The sequence below is a fragment of the Mesorhizobium sp. WSM3859 genome (assembly GCF_002295065.1).
GTDB lineage: Bacteria > Pseudomonadota > Alphaproteobacteria > Rhizobiales > Rhizobiaceae > Mesorhizobium.
On sequence record NZ_NSGG01000016.1, the window covers coordinates 162350 to 184125 of the forward strand.

Genomic DNA, 21776 nt, shown 5'->3' on the forward strand with positions numbered 1-21776 from the left:
CGGCCATAAGCGATTTCGGGGCTTTGCCCGATGCTTGTTCCCGTCGCCGGCGCAATGCCGGCCCGTCGGAACGAGCCGCATGAAGACCCACCGCATTCGTCACCAGTTTCTGCTCGAACCCGAATTGAGCGAGAGGCTGGAGAACCTCAGTCGCGATCCCTCGACGACCAAATCAGCCATTGTGGCGAAGGCGGTTGAGGCTTTCATCGAGCGGCGTGGCGAGAACGAACTCGACCGGCGCTACGGTGTGCGGCTCGATCGTCTTTCACGCGACCTCGTTCAAGTCCGGCGCGATGCCGAGATGATCCTGGAAAGCCTGGCGCTCTTCATTCGCTTTTCGATCACGCTTCACGCCCACACGCCGGTCCCAGACAAGGCGACGCAGGCCATTGCCCAGGACCGTTTCGACAAATTCGTCGAGCAGGTCGGTCGCCAGATCGCTTCCGGGAAACGGTCGCTCGGCAAGGAGAATGGCAGGGGAGGGGAAGGATGAGCTCTCATCCGGAGGCCGACCATCGTCGCCGCGCGATGCTGCGCACCGCCATGGGCCCTGCGATCACCGAAGCGCTCTCCGATTCATTGGTTATCGAGGTAATGGTCAATCCCGACGGCGCGCTGCGGCTCGACCGTCTAGGAGAAGGTCGGATCGATACCGGCGTCCTCATGCACCCGTCCGAGGCGGAACGCATCATCCGACTGGTTGCTTCCCATGTGCGCGCAGAGGCACATGCCGACAATCCGATCGTCAGCGCCGAGTTGCCGTCGGGCGAACGCTTCGAGGGTCTTTTGCCGCCCGTGGTGCTGGCGCCGTGCTTTGCGATCCGCAAGCCGGCAGCAAAGCTCTACACGCTGGCCAACTATGTCGCCGACCGCATCATGCTGCCGCCGCAGGCGGATGCTCTGAAGAAGGCGGTGCGCGAGCGGCGCAACATTTTAGTCGCCGGCGGCACGTCGTCGGGCAAGACCACGCTGGCCAATGCGCTTTTGGCCGAAGTCGCCGAATGCGACGAGCGAGTCATCCTGATCGAGGATACGCGCGAACTGCAATGCGCAGCAAAGGACTGCGTTGCCTTGAGAACGAGGCGTGGTTCGGTAACGATCGCCGATCTCGTGCGCTCGACGCTCCGGCTCAGACCCGACCGCATCATTGTCGGCGAAGTGAGGGGCGCGGAAGCGCTCGACATGCTCAAGGCATGGAACACGGGCCACCCCGGCGGCATCGCCACGGTTCACGCCAATTCGGCGCGCTCCGCTCTCTACCGTATCGAGCAACTCGCTCAGGAGGCCGTCGTCACCGTTCCCCGACGCCTCATCGCCGATGCGATCGATCTGATCGTCTTCATCGCCGGGCGCGGATCCTCGCGCCGCATCGACGCGATCGCCGAGGTCACTGGTCTCGACGGCAGCGGCGACTACGCCGTCACCCAACTCACGCTTCCGCAACTCCAGCAGTTTTGAGAGGTCACTTCATGCGCAAGAAGCTTCGCTTTCTTTCGTCCACCGCGCTCGCGCTTCTTATCACGGCCCCCGCTTACGCGGCAGGCTCCGGCATGCCTTGGGAACAGCCGCTGCAGCAGATCCTGGAGTCAGTCCAGGGACCGGTCGCCAAGATCGTCGCGGTGATCATCATCATCACCACGGGTCTGACACTTGCCTTTGGCGACACGGCAGGCGGTTTCCGCAGGTTGATCCAGATCGTCTTTGGCCTGTCGATCGCCTTCGCGGCATCGAGCTTCTTCCTTTCCTTCTTCTCCTTCGGTGGTGGGGCGCTCGTCTGATGGCCACTGGAGAGCAGCATATCGAAGGCTTCGAGGTGCCGCTTCACCGGGCATTGACCGAGCCGATCCTCCTGGGCGGTGCGCCGCGAGCGGTGGCAATCCTCAATGGCACAGTTGCCGCAGCCATCGGGCTCGGCCTTCAGCAATGGATAGCGGGGCTGGTGCTCTGGATTGCCGGCCACACGCTGGCGGTCTTTGCCGCCCGCCGCGATCCGGACTTTGCCAGCGTGCTTGTCTGCCACCTTCGGCTGAGGGGGTGGTTGGCATGCTGAACCTTTCGGAATATCGCGGGAAGGCCGACCGGCTTGCCGACCATCTGCCCTGGGTCGCACTCGTCGCGCCGGGCATCGTGCTCAACAAGGACGGCAGCTTTCAGCGGACGCTGCGGTTCCGCGGCCCCGATCTCGAAAGCGCGACGGAAGCCGAACTCGTTGGCATTTGCGCGCGGGCAAACAATGCGTTGAGGCGACTTGGTTCCGGCTGGGCATTGTTCTTCGAGGCCGAACGCGTCGAAGCGTTGGGCTATCCGCAATCGCGTTTTCCCGACGCGGCGTCGTGGCTAGTCGACGAAGAACGCCGCGCGGCCTTTGAGGGCAAGGTGGCGCATTTCGAAAGCCGCTATCACCTGACCTTGCTGTTCATGCCATCGCCAGACAGCCAGGCGCGGGCGGAAAGCGCGCTCGTCGACTCGCATCATTCCGAAGGCGAACGAGACTGGCGCCAGGAGATGGCGCGGTTCCGTGATGAAACCGCGCGTGTGCTGGACCTTCTGTCCGGCTTCATGCCCGAAGTGCGCGCGCTCGAGGATGCCGAGACGCTAACCTACCTGCACGGCACAATCGCGACCCGCCGCCATCCGGTCGCAGTGCCGGAAACGCCGATGTATCTAGACGGCTTCCTGGTCGATGTGCCGCTTACCGGCGGCCTGGAACCGATGCTGGGCGATCAGCATCTGCGTACCCTCACCATCCTCGGCTTCCCGAACCTCACCCGGCCCGGGATCCTCGACGCCCTCAATAATCAGGATTTTGCCTATCGCTGGGTGACGCGGTTCATTCCGCTCGACAAGACTGCCGCCACGAAGACGCTGACACGGTTGCGGCGGCAGTGGTTTGCCAAGCGCAAGTCAATCTCGGCCATCCTGCGCGAGGTTGTGACCAACGAGCCGGTCCCGCTGGTCGACAGCGATGCCGACAACAAGGCGCTCGACGCCGACGAAGCCCTTCAGGCGTTGGGTGGGGACCACGTCGGCTTCGGCTATCTGACCACTACCGTGACGGTGTGGGACGAGGACCGCCAAGCCGCCGCGGAGAAACTCCGCGCGGTCGAGCGCGTCGTCAACGGACTCGGCTTCACCACCATCCGCGAAAGCGTCAATGCGGTCGAGGCCTGGCTCGGCTCGTTGCCCGGTCATGTCTACGCCAATATTCGCCAGCCGCTCGTTCACACCCTGAACCTTGCCCACCTCATGCCGCTGTCGTCGGTGTGGGCCGGCCCGGCGACGAACGAGCATGTCGCGAAAGTCACCCAGACCGACGCCCCGCCGCTTCTCTTCGCCGAGACGAGCGGGTCAACTCCATTCCGGCTTTCCACCCATGTCGACGATGTCGGTCACATGCTGATCGTTGGTCCGACCGGCGCCGGCAAGTCGGTGCTGCTTGCGCTGGTAGCTCTGCAGTTCCGACGCTATGCCGGCGCGCAGGTCTATGTCTTCGACAAAGGCAATTCCGCTCGTGCCGCAACGCTCGCCATGGGTGGAGAACACCACGCATTGGGGGCGGACGGTTCTCTTGCCTTCCAGCCGCTTCGCAATATCGGCGACCAGGCCATGCGCAGCTGGGCCGCCGAATGGATCGCCGGCCTCATTGCTCATGAGAACGTAACTCTCACGCCCGAAGTGAAGGAGGCGGTCTGGTCGGCTCTCAGCAGCCTTGCCACTGCGCCAGCGCAAGAACGCACACTGACGGGGTTATCGGTCCTGCTTCAGTCCAATGCGCTGAAGTCTGCCTTGATGCCCTACACACTCGATGGTCCCTACGGCCGGCTGCTCGATGCCGATGATGATCGGCTGGCCTTGTCCGATGTGCAGTGTTTCGAGACCGAGCAACTGATGCACAGCCAAGGCACTGTCACGACGCCGGTGCTCACCTATCTCTTCCATCGTCTTGAGGAGCGGTTCGACGGACGGCCGACACTGCTCATACTCGACGAGGCGTGGGTCTATCTCGACAATCCGCTCTTTGCCGCCCGCATCCGCGAATGGCTGAAGGTGCTGCGCAAGAAGAACGTCTCGGTCATCTTCGCCACGCAGTCGCTTGCCGACATCGCCGGCTCGGCAATAGCACCGGCAATCATCGAGAGCTGCCCTCAGCGCATCTTTCTTCCCAATGATCGTGCCGTGGAACCGCAGGCTAGGGCAGCCTACGAACGCTTCGGTCTCAACGAGCGGCAGATCGAGCTTGTCGCTCGCGCCACGCCGAAGCGCCAGTACTATCTGCAGTCGCGCCGCGGCAACCGGCTCTTTGAGCTCGGCCTCGGCCCGATTGCTCTCGCCCTTTGCGGTGCCTCCGATCCTGCCAGCCAGACGCTAATCGGTAGCGTGCTGTCCGAGCACGGGCAGGACGGCTTTGCCGCTCGGTTCCTGAATGCGCGCGGACTCGATTGGGCCGCCGAGCTTCTCAAGCAATTCCCTCAACCCAAGGAGCAATCGTCATGATGCGGCGCCGTTTTCTCTCCACCCTGATCACTATTTCTCTGATCGCCAAGCCGATGGCCGACTATGTCCAGCCGGCCTATGCACTCATCGTGTTCGATCCCTCGAACTACGCGCAGAACGTTCTGACGGCGGCGCGCTCGTTGGAGCAGATCAACAACCAGATCCAGTCGCTGCAGAACCAGGCAACCATGCTACAGAACATGGCACGCAATCTTCAGAGTTTGGATTTCTCCTCCGTGGGTCAGCTGACCGGCGCGCTGCATCGCATCGATGGACTGATGGACCAGGCGAGCGGCCTGAGCTTTGATCTGGACAAGCTCCAGAACCAGTGGCGCAACCAATATCCGGAAAGCTACGACGCCACCATCAAGGTCAGCAATGTGGCGAACGCCGCGCGCGAACGCTGGCAAAGCGCCATGCAGGCGTTCCGACAGACCATGGGTGTGCAGTCGCTGATCGTCGAGAATGTCCGAGGCGACGGTGACCTGCTTGCCCATCTCGTCAACCGCAGCCAAGGGGCGGCCGGCGCGCTTGAGGCAAGCCAGGCCACCAATCAGCTGATCGCGCTTTCGACCAAGCAGCAGATGCAGATCCAGACGCTGCTTGCGACGCAGTTTCGGGCTGAGGCTGAGGATGCCGCCCGCAAGGCGCAATCCGAGGAAGCCGCCCGCGAGACGACAAAGCGCTTCCTGGGCACCGGCACGGCCTATCCCGGCAACTGATCACCAGTTCTTCAATACGAGAGAGGTGGCGGCGTGAACGACCTCGGGGTCATTGATCGCTTCATGGAGACTTTTATCCGCTATATCGATAGCGGGTTCGGTCTGCTTTCGGGCGACGTCGCCTTCCTCACTACGACTTTAATTGGCATCGACATCACGCTTGCCGGCCTGGCCTGGGCATTCGGCGGCGAGCCCAACATTCTAGCCCGCCTCATCCGCAAGGTTCTCTATGTCGGCGTCTTCGCCTTCATTCTGAACAATTTCAAAAACCTTGCCGACATCATCTATCGGTCCTTTGCCGGTCTCGGCATCAATGCGTCTTCCGGCAATCTGTCCGCCGACAATCTGCTGCATCCAGGCCGCATTGCCGCGACGGGCTTCGAGGGTGCGTGGCCGCTTCTCGATCAGGCGAGCCAGTTGCTTGGTTTCCCCGAAATTTTTGGCAACGCGCTCACCATCTTCGTGCTGCTCTTGGCCTGGTTCCTGGTCATCATCGCCTTTTTCATTCTCTCCATCCAGCTCTTCATCACCATCCTGGAATTCAAACTCACCACGTTGGCAGGCTTCGTTCTCGTGCCCTTCGCGCTGTGGAACCGCTCGTCGTTTCTGGCCGAGCGCGTGCTTGGTAATGTGATCTCGTCGGGCATCAAGGTGATGGTGCTCGCCGCCATCGTCGGTATCGGGTCCACGCTCTTCGGCGAGTTCGCTTCAGCGCTGCAGGGCAAGGAGCCGGACTTGGCCGCTGCCATGTCGCAAGTGCTCGGGGCGCTGGCGCTGCTTGGGCTCGGCATTTTCGGCCCTGGGATCGCCTCGGGTCTTGTCTCCGGCGCGCCACAACTTGGCGCGGGCGCAGCACTTGGGACTACCGCGGCAGCGGCCGGTGCATCGCTCGTTGCCGGAGGTGCGGCATTCGCCGGCGCGCGCATGGCAACTGGCGGCGGGCTTGCCGCCATCCGAGCCGGCACGACCATTGGCTCGGCAGCTTCCTCGGCATGGCAGTTGGGACGAGCAACCTCGCCCGAGACCGGCCTGTCCGGTGTGGCTGCTGGAATGCAGGGCGTGGCGGGTGCCGCCAGCGGCGCCGCGATGCGAGCAGCACGATCTGCCGGGGGAGGGTTCGCGCGCAGCGCCGATTCCGGGCGCGAAGCCGCATGGACCGCGACCGGCGGTGCGCCGACCGCGTTAATGGCCGGAAGTCCAGCCGGTACCGCCGCTAACGCCGCGCCCATCTGGGCGAGGCGCTTGCGTTCCGAGCAGACCGCTCGTGCTCATCGCCACGCCGCCGTACAGGCCGTCCGCGACGGTGACAGACCGGGCGGCAGCGCCAATCCCTCTCTCAATGACAAGGACGACTAGATGCTCTTCAAGCGACCCGTTCAACGTTACGGCAAGACGCCCGAGCCGGTCACGCCGTATCAGAAGGCCGCCCAGCTGTGGGATGAGCGCATCGGCTCATCGCGGGTGCAGGCCCGGAACTGGCGGCTGATGGCTCTTGGCTGCCTGGCTTTGACGACTGGGCTCTCCGGCGGACTCGTGTGGCAGTCGATGCAGAGCCGTATCGTGCCATACGTCGTCGAGGTCGACCGCTTCGGTGAGGCGCGCGCCGTTGCACCGGCAATCCGGGACTACGAGCCGTCCGATGCACAGATCGCCTGGCATCTCGGCCGCTTCATCCAGAATGTCCGTTCCGTCTCCACAGATCCGGTGCTGGTGCGGCAAAACTGGTTGGCGGCCTACGACTTTGCCACCGACCGGGCGGCGCTCTTCCTCAACGAGTACGCCAAGACGAACGACCCCTTCGGTCAGATCGGCACGCGAAGCGTGTCGGTGCAGGTGACCAGCGTGATCAGGGCTTCCGACAGCTCGTTCCAGGTCAAATGGGCTGAGCAGGTTTTTGAGCGCGGCAGCCTTGCCAGCACGACGCGCTGGACGGCGATCCTCACCATCGTGACTCGCCCGCCGAGCAATACTGACCAGCTGCGCAACAACCCGCTCGGCGTCTTCGTCAATGCCATCGACTGGTCGCGTGAGCTCGACAGCGCCGCGCCGACATCCGTTTCCCCGAAGGAGCCTGCAAATGAAAAATAGAGTCCCATCATTCCGTGCCGCGCTACTCCTTTCCGCGTCAGCAGCCGTCCTTCCCGCTTGCGCCTCGAAGCCGGTGCCACCGCCTGAGATTTCCTACGATGCTGCCGACTTCAAACCAGCCGCGATCGAAAAGCCACCGGAGAAACCGGTGAAGATTGTCCAAGTCCCAAAGCCGCTACCGCTCCCGGGCCAGTTGCAGCCCGATCCGGATAAGGTCGCTGAGGAAAAGCGCTCCCCTGAAGAAAGGGTCACCGATGCCAACAAGGCGGCCACGCAGCAGCCCACCAGATACGGCTATGTCAATGCGGTCCAGGTCTATCCCTTCACCGACGGCGCACTTTATCAGCTCTATGCCGCGCCGGAGCGCGTCACCGATATCGCTCTACAGCCGGGCGAGAAGTTAACAGCCGTGTCGGCTGGCGACACCGTGCGCTGGGTCATCGGCGACACCGTCAGCGGCACCGGCGACAATCAGCGCACCCATGTGCTGGTCAAACCGTTCGCGCCGGGGCTTAGCACCAATCTGGTGATCACCACGGAACGCCGGACATACCACCTGCAGCTTCAAAGCACCGAGAAAACTGCAATGGCGGCGATCTCCTGGACCTATAGCGAAGACCAGATCATTGCGTTGCGCCAGCGCAATGCGCAGGCCGACGCCGCCATGCCGGCAGCTTCAAATGTGGCGCTCGAAAACATTCGCTTCCGCTACTCGATCAGCGGTGACACGCCGCCTTGGCGGCCGACGCGTGCCTTCGACGACGGCAACAAGGTTTATATCGAATTCCCGCGGCGCATCGATCAGGGTGAGGCACCGCCACTCTTCATCGTCGGTGCTGACGGGAGCAACCAGCTCGTCAATTACCGCATGCGCGGGAACTATTACGTCGTCGATCGTCTCTTTGCCGCCGCCGAATTGCGCCTCGGCGTCAAGGAGCAGCAAGTAGTCCGCATCACCAGGATCGACGGCCGGCAACCGCCGCGGCGAATACCGCTCTTTGCGCGGTCCAGCAGATGAGGGAGCGCTCATGACCGATACTTCCCGACCAGATGCACCGCCGAAACTCGACCCCGAGCAGCTGCAGTTGCGGGCTTCTCCCCGGCGCGCCGTGCGGTTCAGGCGCGGCGTGATCGTCGCTATCGTTGCAGTTGGATCCGGCGCAATTCTAGGCGTCACGATGATAGCGCTTCAGGGGCCGGCGTTGCGTATCAAAGAGCGGGCGGAAGACCTCTACAACACCGAACGTAAGCCAACCGCGGAGGGACTTGAAACGCTTCCCAAGGACTATTCCGTATTGAAGCCGAAGCCTCCCGTGCTTGGGCCACCTCTGCCCGGCGATCTCGGCCGCCCCATCCTTGAACGCCAGCGACAGCTTGGCATCGCCCCGGGGCAGGAGGCTTCCGCCGAGGAGCAGCGGCTTGCCCAGCAGGCGATCGAGGCACGTGAGTCGCAAGTCATGTTCCGGATCGAGAACCGGCCCAGGGAAACGAAGGTCGCCGACAATACGCAGGGAGCGCGGCCGCCGTTTGAAGCACCACTTGCACAACCCGATGCGGGAGACGCAAGGGCTTCCGTTGCACCGGCTGAGGGTGATCAGAACAATCAGCAGCGCAAGCTCGACTTTGTCAGCCAGCAGAGCACAAATGGGATCTACAATCCGCACACGCTGCAGACTCCGGCTTCGCCTTATCAGCTGATGGCCGGCAGCGTGATCGCCGCAAGCCTCATCACCGGCATCAATTCCGACCTGCCTGGCCTCGTGGTTGCACAGGTTACCGAGAATGTGCACGACACCGTCACCGGCAGCACCTTGCTCATCCCGCAGGGCTCGCGGCTCATCGGCACCTATGACAGTGTCGTCGCTTTTGGACAGAAGCGCGCGTTGCTAGTCTGGCAGCGCATTGTGATGCCCAACGGGTCATCGATTGAAATCGACAATCTGCCAGCGACAGATACTGCCGGCTATGCAGGGCTGGAGGACCAGGTGGATTTCCACACTTGGCAGCTGATCAAGGGAGTTGCTCTAGCCACGCTGCTGGGCGTCGGCACCGAGTTGAGCTTCGGGGACAACGAAAGCGATCTGCTCAAGGCAATCCGCGAATCCACTCAGCAGAACGTCAGTCAAGCTGGCCAGCGCATCACCGAAAAAAACCTCAATATTCAGCCGACAATCACCGTCCGTCCTGGTTGGCCGCTCCGCGTCATCGTGCACAAGGACATCGTGCTACGACCATACACAAATTGAATAGGAGCCGCTCATGGCGAACCTGAAATTAGGAAAGCTTCCGGACCGGACGCCTTCCAAGATCACCATCACCGTCAGCGCGGGCCTCAGCCAAGCACTGAAGGACTACGCGGCGCTTTACCGTCAGACCTACAATGAGTCTGAGACAGTAGCTGAGCTCATTCCATTCATGCTGGTCGGGTTCTTGGAAGGCGATCGCGCGTTTGCCAAGGCCAGAAAGGAAAGCTTGCCTGCCGCCGGCATGTCAGAGAAATCGCGACGCGTGTCAGGTTCAGGTTCCGAATAATTATAAAGTTTGGTCAATGGGCAAGCCGCAGCGCTGAGTAGCAGAGCCGTAATGGGGTGCGTCGCTGGTCAGTGAAAGAATGGGCCGAACAATCCAACCTCCTTAGGCGGATACAAAGTGGAGCCCTGCCTGCAGGTTCCGGCCGGCCCTCTGCCATGCGACCCCCTTTGGGAAATACGCGTCGTCACAGGATCATAAAGTGGCGCCATATGTCTCGCCAAGCCTGGCAGCTAATTCCGGTCTCATTTGGTGGTCCGTCGTTTTTGCCTCGCCGGAAGTCTGGACTCGTCGAAGAGTCAAAGCCCTGATTTCGGTCAGCCTCCAGCATGGACAAACTGCCGCAAGGATTTCTCTGCCATCGCTTGCTATCCTGCCGAAACTTGGGATCGATGGCGCGAGCGTAATGACAGTACAGCAGGACATTCACAGTTCCGGCATTCCCGTTCTTTGCCTGTCTTGCGCCGCACGGCATCGCGGGATCTGTGGTGCGCTCGATCGAAACCATTTGGTTGGGCTCGCCAAGACTTCGTCGCGGCACAAAATCGAGCCGGGGGTCGAACTGATCGCCGACGCCGCGGCTGTCGACAGCTATTCAAACATGCTTTCAGGCGTTGTGAAGCTGACGAAGTGCCTTTCGGACGGCCGCCAGCAGATTGTCGGTCTTCGGTTCGCACCGGATTTTCTGGGCCGGCCCTTCAAGGTGAAAAGCACGATCAATGTGGAAGCGGCAACCTCCGTCTCGCTGTGCTCGTTTCCGAAGGCGGCCGTTGAACGGATAATGAAGGAATCACCGGAACTCCAGCTTCGCTTGCTCAAGCAGACGCTGAACGAACTCGATGAGGCACTTGAATGGATGGTGACTCTCGGGCGCAAGACCGCACCCGAGAAGGTGGCGAGCTTTCTCCTCATGATCGCCCAGAATATGGATTCCAGTATCGACCCGGCGGCTAGGTCCTCATGCTTCGATCTGCCGCTGACACGTGCCGACATCTCTGATTTCCTTGGACTGACGAACGAGACCGTGAGCCGCCAGCTTACGCGATTGCGGGCTGACGGCGTGATCCGGATCAAGAACAACCGCCATGTAACGGTGGACAGCATGAGCCGGCTGGAGCAGCGCTGCGGCGGCCGAGGCTCGCGGCAACCGGCCTTTGAGACCTAAGCGCCTACGTCGCTTATTGCGATCCGCGGCAGGACGTGCTCGCGTTCGAAAGCGACGTGTCGCCGCAAGCCTTCGAAGAAGCCTCGTAGCATGAACCCGACAGCTTCCGGGCTCTCTATCGGATTACCATGACCTATCGCTAGGAGCGTTTCGGCCACCTCGCTAGCGAAGCATTGATCCTCAAGGTGCTCGACGCGCAACCGGCTGGTAGAGGCAAGTTTGGCCTCGGCCGGCGTCAAGTGCGCCTCATACGCAGGGAAAATCACCGTCTCCTCAAACCCATGAATGTCACGGAGCAGCGGAACGATTTTCTTGGCCGTTCCAAGACATTTGAGGCGGTCGACGTTCGGCAGTGCATCGGCAATGCTTTCCAGCGAGTCGCAGAGATTCAGCTTTTCCCGATGGGCACGCTTCATGACCTCGCCCGGAATCGCCTCTGTACCGGCCCGACGCGAGGAAGCTGCACTTGTCCATGAGTGGGGTGGCCCGTGCTGCGTTTCCTTGTTCAAATCGCCACCTTCTGATTCACCGAACTCGATGCTGCCCGAAGCAAAATCGTGCGGCTCTGACATGGATCAGGGCGAGCAGGCGGCAACTGGGGAATTAATGCACCGCGGATTTAGCGTCCGCGCATTGGAATCCTGGTCAGGGACATGTCATGAAATTCGGCACGGAGATCGTCCTTTTAAGCCTGTTTGCCTTTGCGGCGCTGGTGGCTGCCGGCTTCGGCGTAGAAGGACCCTTTCGCCAGCACATGTGGGTTTTGTTCTTCGCACTGACTGGCTTCATCGCGATCTTGCTGCGCAATTGGGATTTCAAGCCCGTGGGGCCGATCGACCCCTCCGCCTACATGGATGGTCCGCTCCGCTACGGGGCCATCGCAACGGTGTTTTGGGGTGTCGTCGGCATGCTGGTCGGCGTCATTATCGCGCTTCAACTCGCCTTCCCCGACCTTAACATCCCACCCTGGTTCAATTTCGGCCGTTTGCGTCCGCTGCACACATCGGGAGTCGTCTTCGCCTTCGGCGGCAACGCGCTGCTTTGCACATCGCTCTATGTTGTCCAGCGCACCTGCCGCGCCCGGCTGTTTGGCGGCAATCTGGCCTGGTTTGTGTTCTGGGGTTACCAGCTGTTCATCGTCATGGCCGCGACCGGCTACCTGTTCGGCATCACCGAGAGCCGGGAATACGCCGAACCCGAATGGTATGTGGACCTGTGGCTGACCATCGTCTGGATCGCCTATCTCATCCTGTTCCTCGGCACCATCCTGAAGCGCAAGGAACCGCATATCTACGTGGCCAACTGGTTCTATCTATCCTTCATCGTAACCATCGCGATGCTGCATGTGGTCAACAACCTGTCGATGCCGGCCTCTTTCCTCGGCTCGAAGAGCTACTCCGCCTTCTCCGGCGTCCAGGACGCCTTGACGCAATGGTGGTATGGCCACAATGCGGTCGGCTTCTTCCTGACGGCCGGCTTCCTTGGCATGATGTATTATTTCGTGCCCAAGCAGGCTAGCCGGCCGGTCTATTCCTACCGGCTGTCGATCATCCACTTCTGGGCGATCATTTTTCTCTACATCTGGGCCGGCCCGCACCACCTGCATTACACCGCCTTACCCGACTGGGCGCAGACGCTCGGCATGGCATTCTCGATCATGCTGTGGATGCCGTCATGGGGCGGCATGATCAACGGCCTGATGACGCTGTCAGGCGCCTGGGACAAGCTGCGCACCGATCCGATCATCCGCATGATGGTGATGGCAGTCGCCTTCTACGGCATGTCGACCTTCGAGGGACCGATTATGTCGATCAAGACGGTCAATTCGCTATCGCACTACACGGACTGGACCATTGGCCATGTCCACTCAGGTGCGCTCGGCTGGGTCGGCATGATCTCGTTCGGCGCGATCTACTACATGGTGCCGAAACTGTGGAACCGTGACCGGCTCTATTCGATACGGCTCGTCACCTGGCACTTCTGGCTGGCGACTCTGGGGATCGTCGTCTACGCCGCGGTGATGTGGGTGTCCGGCATCATGCAGGGCCTGATGTGGCGCGAATACGACGAGCAGGGGTTCCTGGTCTACTCCTTCGCCGAAACCGTCTCCGCCATGCACCCCTACTACGTCATGCGCGCCATCGGCGGTGCGATGTACCTCTCCGGCGCCATGATCATGGCCTGGAACATCGCTATGACCATCCTCGGATACCAGCGTGAAGAGCAACCAATGCCGGGTTCCGAGCCCGCCCTCCGGCCTGCCGAATAGGGAGCCAGACAATGGGCTTGACGGACAAACACGCGATCATCGAGAAGAACGCCACGCTTCTTCTCGTTGGCTCTCTTCTTGTCGTGACCGTCGGCGGCATAGTCGAAATCGCACCGCTGTTCTATCTCGACAACACGATCGAGAAGGTCGAGGGCATGCGCCCCTACTCGCCGCTCGAACTCGCAGGACGCAACATCTATGTGCGCGAGGGCTGCTACCTCTGCCACAGCCAGATGATCAGGCCTTTCCGGGACGAGGTCGAACGCTACGGCCACTACAGCCTGGCGGCTGAGTCCATGTACGACCACCCCTTCCAGTGGGGCTCGAAGCGCACCGGCCCTGACCTTGCACGAGTCGGCAACCGCTACTCCAACGAATGGCACGTTCAGCACCTTGTGGATCCACGTTCGGTGGTGCCGGAATCTATCATGCCTCGCTATGCCTTCCTGAAGGACGCTCCGATCGAGGTGAAGGACTTCTCGACGCATCTGGTTGCGAACGCGCGTGTTGGCGTCCCGTACTCCGATGACATGATCGCGCACGCCAATACCGATCTAATGGCCCAGGCCGACCCGAATGCCGATAGCTCCGGCCTCGAGAAACGCTATCCGAAAGCCAAGGTCGGCGATCTGGACGGCAATCCGCAGCAGGTGACCGAGATGGATGCCCTCGTCGCCTATCTGCAAATGCTGGGAACACTGGTCGATTTCAAGACCTATGACGATGCAGCCGGCTACCGCTGAGGGGGGCGCAATGAGCTATGATTTGATGCGGGAATTCGCGGACAGCTGGGGTCTGCTTGCCATGTCGCTCTTCTTCGTCGGCAGCATTGCCTTTGCCTTGCGTCCCGGCGGCAAAACACAGGCCGAGCAAGCCGCCCAGATTCCACTCAAGGGCGACCGATCATGAGCGACGAGCACATCGACGAAGTCTCGGGCATCTCGACGACCGGTCATGAATGGGACGGGATAAGGGAGCTCAACAACCCATTGCCCCGATGGTGGGTGATAACCTTCTACATCACCGTCGGTTGGGCGGTAGCTTATACAATTGCCTATCCGGCTTGGCCCATGCTGTCTTCCGCAACCAAGGGTGTGCTTGGATATTCCAGCCGCAACGATGTCAAGAATGAGCTGGCGGCGGCGGAAGCGGCGAAAGGCAAATACGCCGCGGCGGTAGAGTCGAAAAGCCTCTCTGAAATCGCCTCGGACTATGCCTTGCGCGAATTCGCGGTCGCGGCCGGCGGCGCCGCATTCAAGGTCAACTGCACGCAGTGCCATGGCTCCGGCGCCCAAGGGTCGAAGGGTTTTCCAAACCTGAACGACGATGACTGGCTGTGGGGCGGCACGGCCGAGCAGATCCAGCAAACGATCGCGCACGGCATCCGCTTCGCGTCAGATCCGGACACGCGCCTGTCGGAAATGCCGGCCTTCGGCGATATCATCACCGCCGATCAGATCGCACAGGTGAGCGCCTACGTTGCCAGCCTGTCTGGCAAGGTCCGCGATGCAACTCTGATTCAACCCGGCGCCAAGATCTTCGCCGAAAACTGCGTCTCCTGTCACGGCGACAAAGCGAAAGGCAACAGGGAACTCGGCGCACCCGACCTGACCGACGCGATCTGGCTCTACGGGTCGGGCGAGACAGCCGTCGCCGTCCAGGTCCGTGCGCCGAAGCACGGCGTCATGCCGGCCTGGATCGGGCGTCTCGGCGAGACCAAGGTTAAGGAACTTGCGGTTTATGTCCATTCGCTTGGCGGCGGAGAATAGGAACGGAAGCCTATTCTCGGCCCTCCCCCGCCAAGCGACGAGGCCCGGCTTTGCCGGGCCTCGACACCATTCCGGCATGCGGCGATTGACCCTGCTGCAAGGCGGCGCGGCCCCATTCGGCGAAGCGGCAGACCGGACGTCTGTCGAAGCAGACAAGTCCGTCGCACAACGATGTCATAGGCCGCGGGCAAGTGGAGATACACGTGCTGGATAAAACGCAGATGGAGCGGCTCGAGGCAAAAGCGGTCAACTCCGCCAAGACACAACAGCCGCTCTATGCACCGCGCAAGAAAATCTTCCCCAAGCGCGCCTCGGGTAGCTTCCGCCGCTTCAAGTGGCTGGTGATGGCGATCACGCTGGGCATCTACTATCTGACACCCTGGCTGCGCTGGGATCGAGGTCCGTTTGCTCCTGATCAGGCCGTGCTGATCGATCTTGCCAACCGCCGCTTCTACTTCTTCTTCATCGAGATATGGCCGCAGGAATTCTACTATGTCGCCGGCCTTCTGATAATGGCCGGCATCGGCCTCTTCCTGATCACGTCAACCGTTGGCCGCGCCTGGTGCGGCTATACCTGCCCGCAGACCGTATGGGTCGACCTTTTCCTGGTGGTGGAGCGGGCGATCGAAGGCGATCGCAACGCCCGCATGAAACTCGACGCCGGCCCATGGACGGCGCGCAAACTGGTACTGCGCGTATCGAAGCACGCCATCTGGCTGGTCATAGCGGTAGCCACCGGCGGCGCCTGGATCTTCTATTTCGCCGACGCGCCGACGCTGATCAGCGAGGTATTCACTGGCACTGCCGCTCCGGTCGCCTACGTCACCATCGCGGTGCTGACGGCGACCACCTACACGTTCGGCGGGCTGATGCGCGAGCAAGTCTGCACCTACATGTGCCCATGGCCGCGCATCCAGGCTGCCATGCTCGACGAGAATTCGCTCACCGTGACCTACAACGACTGGCGGGGCGAACCTCGTTCGAGGCACGCCAAGAAGGCCCATGCGGCGGGGCAGCGGGTCGGCGACTGCGTCGATTGCAATGCCTGCGTCGCGGTGTGCCCGATGGGGATCGACATTCGCGACGGCCAGCAGCTCGAATGCATTACCTGCGCGCTGTGTGTCGACGCCTGCGACGGCGTCATGGACAAGCTCGGCAAGGAGCGTGGGCTGATCTCCTACGCGACGCTCTTCCACTACAACGCCAACATGATGCTGGCGACAGCAGGCGGCTCCAGTTCGATCAATCCGTCGCTGGTCAGGACTGCTGTCGGCACCTTCTGCGATCAGGCGGCGTATTTTCACATTCGCAAGATCTTTCGGCCGCGCACCTACGTCTACATGGGCCTGTGGTCGCTGATCGGGCTGGGCCTGCTCTATTCGCTGCTGACGCGCGATCGGCTCGAACTGAACGTGCTGCATGACCGCAATCCACAGTTTGTCACGCTGTCCGACGGTTCGATCCGCAATGGCTATACCGTCAAGCTGCTCAACATGATCCCCGAGCCAAGGACAATCATTGTCGCGATGCAGGGCTTGCAGGGAGCCGAAATGAGCGTCGTCGGCAGTGATCTGCCGGCAGATCGCTTCTTCGGCATCGCGGTCGAACCCGACCGGCTGAAGATGCTGAAGGTTTTCGTGCGCCAGCCAGCGGGTGAAGTGCGGCATGCTGCACAAACCTTCAAGTTCCGGGTCGAGGACAAGGCGAACTTCGAATCGGACGAATACACGGCCACCTTCAACGCACCGGAGATCGCCAGATGAGCACCAATACGCAAAAGACGCGTGAGTTCACCGGCAGGCACATGCTGCTCATCATTCTCGGCTTTTTCGGCGTGGTCATCGCCGTCAACCTGACCATGGCGACGCTCGCCAGCAAAAGCTGGACCGGCCTTGTCGTCGAGAACACCTATGTGGCCAGTCAGCAATTCAACAAAAAGGCCGAGGAAGGGCGCGCGCAGGCGGCACTCGGCTGGACCGGCAACCTGACGATCGCTCGGAGTGAGGTCCGCTACAGCTTGAGCGATGCCACCGGCAAGCCGGTCCCCTTGCATGGCGTGAAGATACTGTTTCGTCATCCCGCTTATGAGGCCGAGGACAAGTCCGTCACTCTTGCCCTTGCTTCGGCTCAGGAGTTTGCAGCACGGGACGTGCCCAAGGATGGCGTCTGGATCGTTGAAGTCGATGCCGACGCCGGTCTCGCGGAGCCCTATCGCGACGTTCGCCGGATCATGATTTCGCAAGGAGCGCTGCAATGAGCCGCTGTTCACCCGGCGCGGAACTGGCGCTGGATCTGACCGGTACCACATCGGTCCTGCCGTCTGGCCAGGAGATCAGGTTGGCGAGCCGCTTGGTTGGCGATGGTCTTCGCCAGACCGACCTTTCAGTTCCGACGGTTCATTGCGCAGCCTGCATCCAGAGGATCGAGACCGCGTTGGCAAAGCTCGATCGCGTCGAGAGCGCCCGCGTCAACCTGTCGATGAAAAGGGTCTCGGTCAGGTGGGGTGGTGACGAGGTGCCACCGTTCGTCCTCGCGCTTGGGCGGCTAGGCTACCAAGTGCATCTGTTCGACCCCGAGGTCGGCGACAAGAACAAGACGCTATCCGAACTGATCCGCGCGGTCTCGGTTGCTGGTTTTGCGGCGGGCAACATCATGCTGCTTTCGGTCTCGGTCTGGTCCGGCGCCGAAGGCGCGACCCGCGACTTGTTCCACTGGGTCTCGGCGCTGATCGCCATCCCGGCGCTTGCCTTCGCCGGCGGCATTTTCTTCCGCTCGGCCTGGAACGCGCTGCGCCACGGCAGCATGAACATGGACGTGCCGATCGCGGTCGGGGTGTCGCTCGCCTACGCCATGAGCCTCTATGAGACGATCAATCATGGCGATCACGCCTATTTTGACGCGTCGGTATCGCTGCTGTTCTTCCTGTTAATCGGCCGTACGCTGGATCACGTCATGCGCGAGCGTGCCCGGACCGCCGTAAACGGCCTGTCGCAGCTGGCGACGCGTGGTGCCATGGTGCTGCGCAGCGACGGCGCGCGCGACTACCTGCCTGTTTTCGAGATCGAACCGGGAATGCAGCTGCTCATCGCAGCGGGCGAAAGGATTCCTGTCGACGGAAAGATCATTCGGGGATCGTCGGATCTCGACTGCTCCCTGGTCTCCGGCGAAAGCACGCCCAGAACCGTGGCGCCAGGCGTACCCGTGCAGGCTGGCGTACTCAACCTTACCGGCTCCCTGACGATCGAGGCGACAGCCGCCGCGAACGACTCGTTCCTGGCGGAAATGGTTCGGTTGATGGAGGCGGCGGAGGGCGGCCGCTCGCCCTATCGACGCATCGCCGATCGTGTCTCCGCCCTCTATGCGCCGGTGATCCATCTCACAGCCTTAATAACATTCATCGGTTGGATGGTTGCGGTCGGCGACTGGCACCTGGCCATGACGATTGCAATTGCCGTTCTCATCATCACGTGCCCGTGTGCGCTCGGCCTCGCCGTGCCAATCGTGCAGGTGGTCGCGGCGCGACGTCTGTTCGAAAGCGGCATCATGGTCAAGGACGGTTCGGCAATGGAGCGCCTGGCGACGATGGATACGGCGGTGTTCGACAAGACCGGAACACTCACGCTCGGACAGCCCCGCCTCGTCAATGCGTCGTCGATCGATCCGGCCGTGCTGGCAATCGCCGCCGATATGGCCGCGCATTCGCGTCATCCGTTTTCAAAGGCCATAGCCGGTTTTGCCGCTGCTGGCGGGCAGCATAAGTTCGATGCCGTCACAGAGCATCCGGGGTTTGGAATCGAAGCCACTGTCGCCGGAAGTATCTGGCGGCTGGGCCGGCGCGGATGGGCTGGATGGAAGGCCCGAACCGATGGCGAAAGCGGGCATGGCGGAACAGTCCTGACGAAAGACGGGGGCATTGTCGCATCCTTCGTTTTCGAGGATGCGTTGCGGCCCGATGCCGGGGCCGCCTTGGCGCAGTTGAACGATGCCGGGGTCTCGGTCGAAATGCTGTCGGGCGATACCGCAGACGCCTGTGGCGATGTCGCAAGAATATTGGGCATCGACCGTTTTGCTTCGGCGCTGCTGCCGTCCGGGAAGGCTAAGCGGATCGAAGTGCTGACCAAGGCCGGCCACAAGGTTCTGATGGTGGGCGACGGGCTCAACGACAGCCCAGCGCTGGGCGCGGCGCACGTCTCGATCGCTCCAGCCACCGCCGCCGATGTCGGCCGCACCGCCGCCGATTTCGTGTTCCTGCGTGAAAGCCTTTCGGCGGTACCTCTTGCGCTGGACGTCTCGCGGAAGGCAGGGCGGCTGATCCGTCAGAACATAGCTATCGCGATCATCTACAACGCCGTTGCCGTTCCGATCGCCATCCTCGGCCACGTCACACCGTTGATCGCGGCGGTCGCGATGTCCGCCTCATCGCTGCTGGTGATCGGAAACGCGCTGCGGCTGCAGGGCTTTATGCTCGCCGAGCTGACAAGGGCTTCTTCGGCAACGCGTTCTGGCATTCGCTCATCAGCGCGGCCGTCATGACGACACTCGTCTACCTTATACCAGTCGCCCTATTTTTTGGCGCACTGGGGCTGTCTGGCTTTCTATGGGCGTTGAGAAGTGGCCAATATGAGGATCTTGATGGAGCCGTTGAGCGCATCCTCATCGACCAGGACGACAAGCCGGACGCTGAGCCAGATCGCTGTCCCGACGTTAGATCGGAAATGGGTGCAACGCCACGCACGGCCCATAGTAGGAAAACCGGGCTGAAGCTAGACCAGACCAAAAACAAATCGGGCTAGACCAAGTCCCTCTGTTCGCGCTTCTTGCATCACCTATTCCCCCTAGTCGATATTTGCCTCGGGCGACCGAATCCCGGATCTCCCAGATTAGTCGGTAGAATAGCTGAAAGTACCGCAGAGACTTTGGCTATTGATGTCGTGTGGGACTTCTTTCGATCCAAAAACGGCCATTCCAAGCAGCGGAGAGTCTCCAAACGACGATCTTTCGAGAAACACGACGTATTGGGCGAGGTCAGATTTCGGATCGCCGCAAAGCGTGTTGCCGTTTTTGAGAGCACCCGGATCCCGCGACAATTTGAAGACTTCCGCGGTCGATTTCTTATCGTCCGTTTCGTCCCACTGACGCCAAGAAGCGCCCACCGAGGTCAGACCTATCTTTTTGCCGTTTCCGAATGTGATCGCCATCTTGCTGCCCGGGGTGGCGAAATCTGGATTTCCCGAGAGCCGTATCGCCCCGGTGATTGACTTTGCAGTGCGGCTATACGGTTCGAATTTGCGCTTATCTTGCCAGAGGTGATGCTCGATAGCTGATTGGGCCAACACTGAACCGCCAACGAGGCAAGCCGCGATTGTAAAGGCAACCGAATATCGCTGCTGCAAGATCATCATTTCAGATTCGTCTCGAATTCATGCTCGGTCAAAAGATCGCGATCAGTGTGGCCTGCAGCTACATCCATTTTTTTGCCCACGCTTCCAGTTCGGCCGAGCCTTTCTGGCCAATCATGCAGAGGTGGCCAGACCTCAATCTTCTTTTGATCCGGTTTCAAGGCCGCATAGATACGATGCTCTTTTGCGGACACGAAAACCATTGCCTCCTGAAGGCCGCACATATGGGGGGTGCAAGCCGTTCCGACATAGTCGTCGCAGACGAATTTGCCGGAACCAGCCTCGTCGAGCGTTTCGCGGTTTGCCTTAAGGTCGGTTCCGAGTAGGTCACTGATAGCGCGGCCACTTCGCCGTAGGAGAAGTTCCGACGGATGTTTGATGGCGCGTTCACATAGGGTTGCAAAGCCCTTATCCATGTCTGGTCGCATTTCGACGGACGGCCCCTCGGTAAGCCCGGCTGATGGCGTCCACACCCATGCTTTGCCAACCCTTCCGGCGCTTGGGGCAATGGAAAATGTAATCACAGTATCTTCAACCTAACGGGTTACCAACGCGCAGTCGCTGCCCTCGATTGGCCCGTCAATGCGAGGGTTCCTGTTGGTTGGAAACGATACGACGAAGGGCGATCCTTCGCACGAGGCGCCGCCGGAGAGACTGTTGCCGATCAATGTCGGAATTCTGCCCACCAGCGCAATTTCGTCTATGGTGAGCCTACCGTCTGTAGTGGGTTTCCCGCAGAGATGACCGTCTCCTCGGTCTTCCCGTAAATTTCGACTGAATGACCAAATAGAATGGCGTTGAAATCATCTGCCATTGAGATGGTCGTGAGGCTGAGGAATGACAATTTAGCGCGAGAGGGTTTCTCAAGCTACTTCGCATTGGAGGGCGTTAGTCTTTTGGATGTGAAAGTGCCGCCGTATGTAGCCTTTGTGGATGGGCGATCGGGCTTGGCTCCGCGTCAAAGAAAAGGGCGGCATCGCTGCCGCCCCTCGACATTGTTGAGGTGCGTGGACCTTAGAAATCCATACCCCCCATACCACCCATGCCGCCGCCGGGCATGCCACCAGGCATGCCGCCGCCAGCCGACTCCTTCTTCGGAGCCTCGGCGATCATGGCTTCGGTGGTGACGAGCAGGCCGGCGACCGAGGCCGCGTCCTGGAGAGCGGTGCGCACGACCTTGACCGGGTCGACGATGCCCATGACGATCATGTCGCCATACTCGCCGGTCTGGGCGTTGTAGCCGAAGGTCGCGCCCTTGTTCTCAAGGATCTTGCCAGCAACGATCGAGGCTTCAGCACCGGCGTTGGCCGCGATCTGGCGGGCCGGGGACTGCAGCGCGCG

23 protein-coding genes and 1 pseudogene are annotated in these 21776 nt (G+C 61.2%); 20 read left to right on the forward strand and 4 right to left on the reverse strand.

Annotated features, from left to right (window positions below):
- The first annotated feature begins 79 nt into the window (after positions 1-79).
- From CK230_RS27300 to CK230_RS27355, 12 genes are all read left to right on the forward strand, one after another.
- Positions 80-493 carry a CopG family transcriptional regulator gene (locus CK230_RS27300; RefSeq protein ID WP_095795992.1) on the forward strand — a complete coding sequence of 138 codons (414 nt, stop codon included), beginning with the start codon at positions 80-82 and terminating at the stop codon, positions 491-493.
- A complete protein-coding gene (gene trbB / locus CK230_RS27305; RefSeq protein WP_095795901.1) occupies positions 490-1458 on the forward strand; it encodes a P-type conjugative transfer ATPase TrbB in 969 nt (322 codons plus the stop codon). The genes CK230_RS27300 and trbB overlap by 4 nt, the downstream gene beginning before the upstream one ends.
- An 11-nt stretch (positions 1459-1469) precedes the next feature.
- Positions 1470-1778 carry a TrbC/VirB2 family protein gene (locus tag CK230_RS27310; protein ID WP_095781054.1) on the forward strand — a complete coding sequence of 103 codons (309 nt, stop codon included), beginning with the start codon at positions 1470-1472 and terminating at the stop codon, positions 1776-1778.
- Positions 1778-2050, forward strand: a complete 273-nt coding sequence (locus CK230_RS27315) for a VirB3 family type IV secretion system protein (protein WP_095781055.1) — start codon at positions 1778-1780, stop codon at positions 2048-2050. Before CK230_RS27310 ends, CK230_RS27315 begins: the two co-directional genes overlap by 1 nt.
- Positions 2044-4494 carry a conjugal transfer protein TrbE gene (gene trbE / locus CK230_RS27320; protein WP_095795900.1) on the forward strand — a complete coding sequence of 817 codons (2451 nt, stop codon included), beginning with the start codon at positions 2044-2046 and terminating at the stop codon, positions 4492-4494. The genes CK230_RS27315 and trbE overlap by 7 nt, the downstream gene beginning before the upstream one ends.
- Positions 4491-5216 (forward strand): P-type conjugative transfer protein TrbJ, encoded by a 726-nt coding sequence (gene trbJ, locus CK230_RS27325; protein WP_095795899.1) that lies wholly within the window; start codon positions 4491-4493, stop codon positions 5214-5216. The genes trbE and trbJ overlap by 4 nt, the downstream gene beginning before the upstream one ends.
- 33 nt (positions 5217-5249) lie before the next feature.
- Positions 5250-6572: a P-type conjugative transfer protein TrbL gene (gene trbL / locus CK230_RS27330; RefSeq protein WP_095795898.1), complete on the forward strand. Its 1323-nt coding sequence runs from the start codon at positions 5250-5252 to the stop codon at positions 6570-6572.
- Complete coding sequence (gene trbF / locus CK230_RS27335) at positions 6573-7304, forward strand: conjugal transfer protein TrbF (RefSeq protein ID WP_095795897.1); 732 nt, start codon at positions 6573-6575, stop codon at positions 7302-7304.
- Positions 7294-8322, forward strand: a complete 1029-nt coding sequence (trbG, locus tag CK230_RS27340; protein WP_095781060.1) for a P-type conjugative transfer protein TrbG — start codon at positions 7294-7296, stop codon at positions 8320-8322. The genes trbF and trbG overlap by 11 nt, the downstream gene beginning before the upstream one ends.
- Before the next feature lie 10 nt (positions 8323-8332).
- Positions 8333-9550, forward strand: coding sequence for a TrbI/VirB10 family protein (locus CK230_RS27345; protein WP_095795896.1), 1218 nt, complete (start codon positions 8333-8335; stop codon positions 9548-9550).
- Positions 9551-9563: 13 nt separating this feature from the next.
- The gene (locus CK230_RS27350; RefSeq protein ID WP_067325698.1) at positions 9564-9836 is read left to right on the forward strand and encodes a DUF2274 domain-containing protein; all 273 of its coding nucleotides are present in this window, start codon (positions 9564-9566) and stop codon (positions 9834-9836) included.
- 403 nt (positions 9837-10239) lie between these two features.
- On the forward strand, positions 10240-10998 hold the full coding sequence (locus tag CK230_RS27355; RefSeq protein WP_095781063.1) for a Crp/Fnr family transcriptional regulator: 759 nt from the start codon (positions 10240-10242) through the stop codon (positions 10996-10998).
- Here the strand turns inward: CK230_RS27355 and CK230_RS27360 are convergent.
- Positions 10995-11570: a hemerythrin domain-containing protein gene (locus CK230_RS27360; RefSeq protein WP_095795895.1), complete on the reverse strand. Its 576-nt coding sequence runs from the start codon at positions 11568-11570 to the stop codon at positions 10995-10997. The genes CK230_RS27355 and CK230_RS27360 overlap by 4 nt on opposite strands.
- An 86-nt stretch (positions 11571-11656) precedes the next feature.
- Here CK230_RS27360 and ccoN point away from each other — a divergent pair, with 86 nt between their 5' ends.
- From ccoN to ccoS, 8 genes and pseudogenes are all read left to right on the forward strand, one after another.
- A complete protein-coding gene (gene ccoN, locus CK230_RS27365) occupies positions 11657-13267 on the forward strand; it encodes a cytochrome-c oxidase, cbb3-type subunit I (protein WP_095795894.1) in 1611 nt (536 codons plus the stop codon).
- Between the two features lie 11 nt (positions 13268-13278).
- Positions 13279-14010 carry a cytochrome-c oxidase, cbb3-type subunit II gene (ccoO, locus tag CK230_RS27370; RefSeq protein WP_067002680.1) on the forward strand — a complete coding sequence of 244 codons (732 nt, stop codon included), beginning with the start codon at positions 13279-13281 and terminating at the stop codon, positions 14008-14010.
- A 10-nt stretch (positions 14011-14020) separates the two neighbouring features.
- Complete coding sequence (locus CK230_RS27375; protein WP_067002678.1) at positions 14021-14176, forward strand: CcoQ/FixQ family Cbb3-type cytochrome c oxidase assembly chaperone; 156 nt, start codon at positions 14021-14023, stop codon at positions 14174-14176.
- Entirely contained in the window at positions 14173-15036 is an 864-nt protein-coding gene (gene ccoP, locus CK230_RS27380) for a cytochrome-c oxidase, cbb3-type subunit III (protein ID WP_095795893.1), read from the forward strand. Before CK230_RS27375 ends, ccoP begins: the two co-directional genes overlap by 4 nt.
- A 203-nt stretch (positions 15037-15239) precedes the next feature.
- Entirely contained in the window at positions 15240-16799 is a 1560-nt protein-coding gene (gene ccoG / locus CK230_RS27385; RefSeq protein WP_095795892.1) for a cytochrome c oxidase accessory protein CcoG, read from the forward strand.
- Entirely contained in the window at positions 16796-17293 is a 498-nt protein-coding gene (locus CK230_RS27390) for a FixH family protein (RefSeq protein WP_095781068.1), read from the forward strand. Before ccoG ends, CK230_RS27390 begins: the two co-directional genes overlap by 4 nt.
- Positions 17290-19569, forward strand: coding sequence for a cation-translocating P-type ATPase (locus CK230_RS27395; protein ID WP_095795891.1), 2280 nt, complete (start codon positions 17290-17292; stop codon positions 19567-19569). The genes CK230_RS27390 and CK230_RS27395 overlap by 4 nt, the downstream gene beginning before the upstream one ends.
- Positions 19566-19715, forward strand: a pseudogene (gene ccoS / locus CK230_RS27400) (cbb3-type cytochrome oxidase assembly protein CcoS); the annotation flags it as partial. The gene CK230_RS27395 and the pseudogene ccoS, both read left to right, overlap by 4 nt.
- Positions 19716-19916: 201 nt before the next feature.
- On the opposite strand, the gene CK230_RS27405 reads toward ccoS, so the two are convergent.
- From CK230_RS27405 to CK230_RS27415, 3 genes are all read right to left on the reverse strand, one after another.
- Positions 19917-20438, reverse strand: a complete 522-nt coding sequence (locus CK230_RS27405) for a hypothetical protein (protein WP_095795890.1) — start codon at positions 20436-20438, stop codon at positions 19917-19919.
- Positions 20435-20851 carry a hypothetical protein gene (locus CK230_RS32780; RefSeq protein WP_141246115.1) on the reverse strand — a complete coding sequence of 139 codons (417 nt, stop codon included), beginning with the start codon at positions 20849-20851 and terminating at the stop codon, positions 20435-20437. The genes CK230_RS27405 and CK230_RS32780 overlap by 4 nt, the downstream gene beginning before the upstream one ends.
- 598 nt (positions 20852-21449) lie before the next feature.
- The coding region (locus CK230_RS27415; RefSeq protein ID WP_280952572.1) for a TCP-1/cpn60 chaperonin family protein at positions 21450-21776 on the reverse strand (327 nt) is incomplete at its 5' end.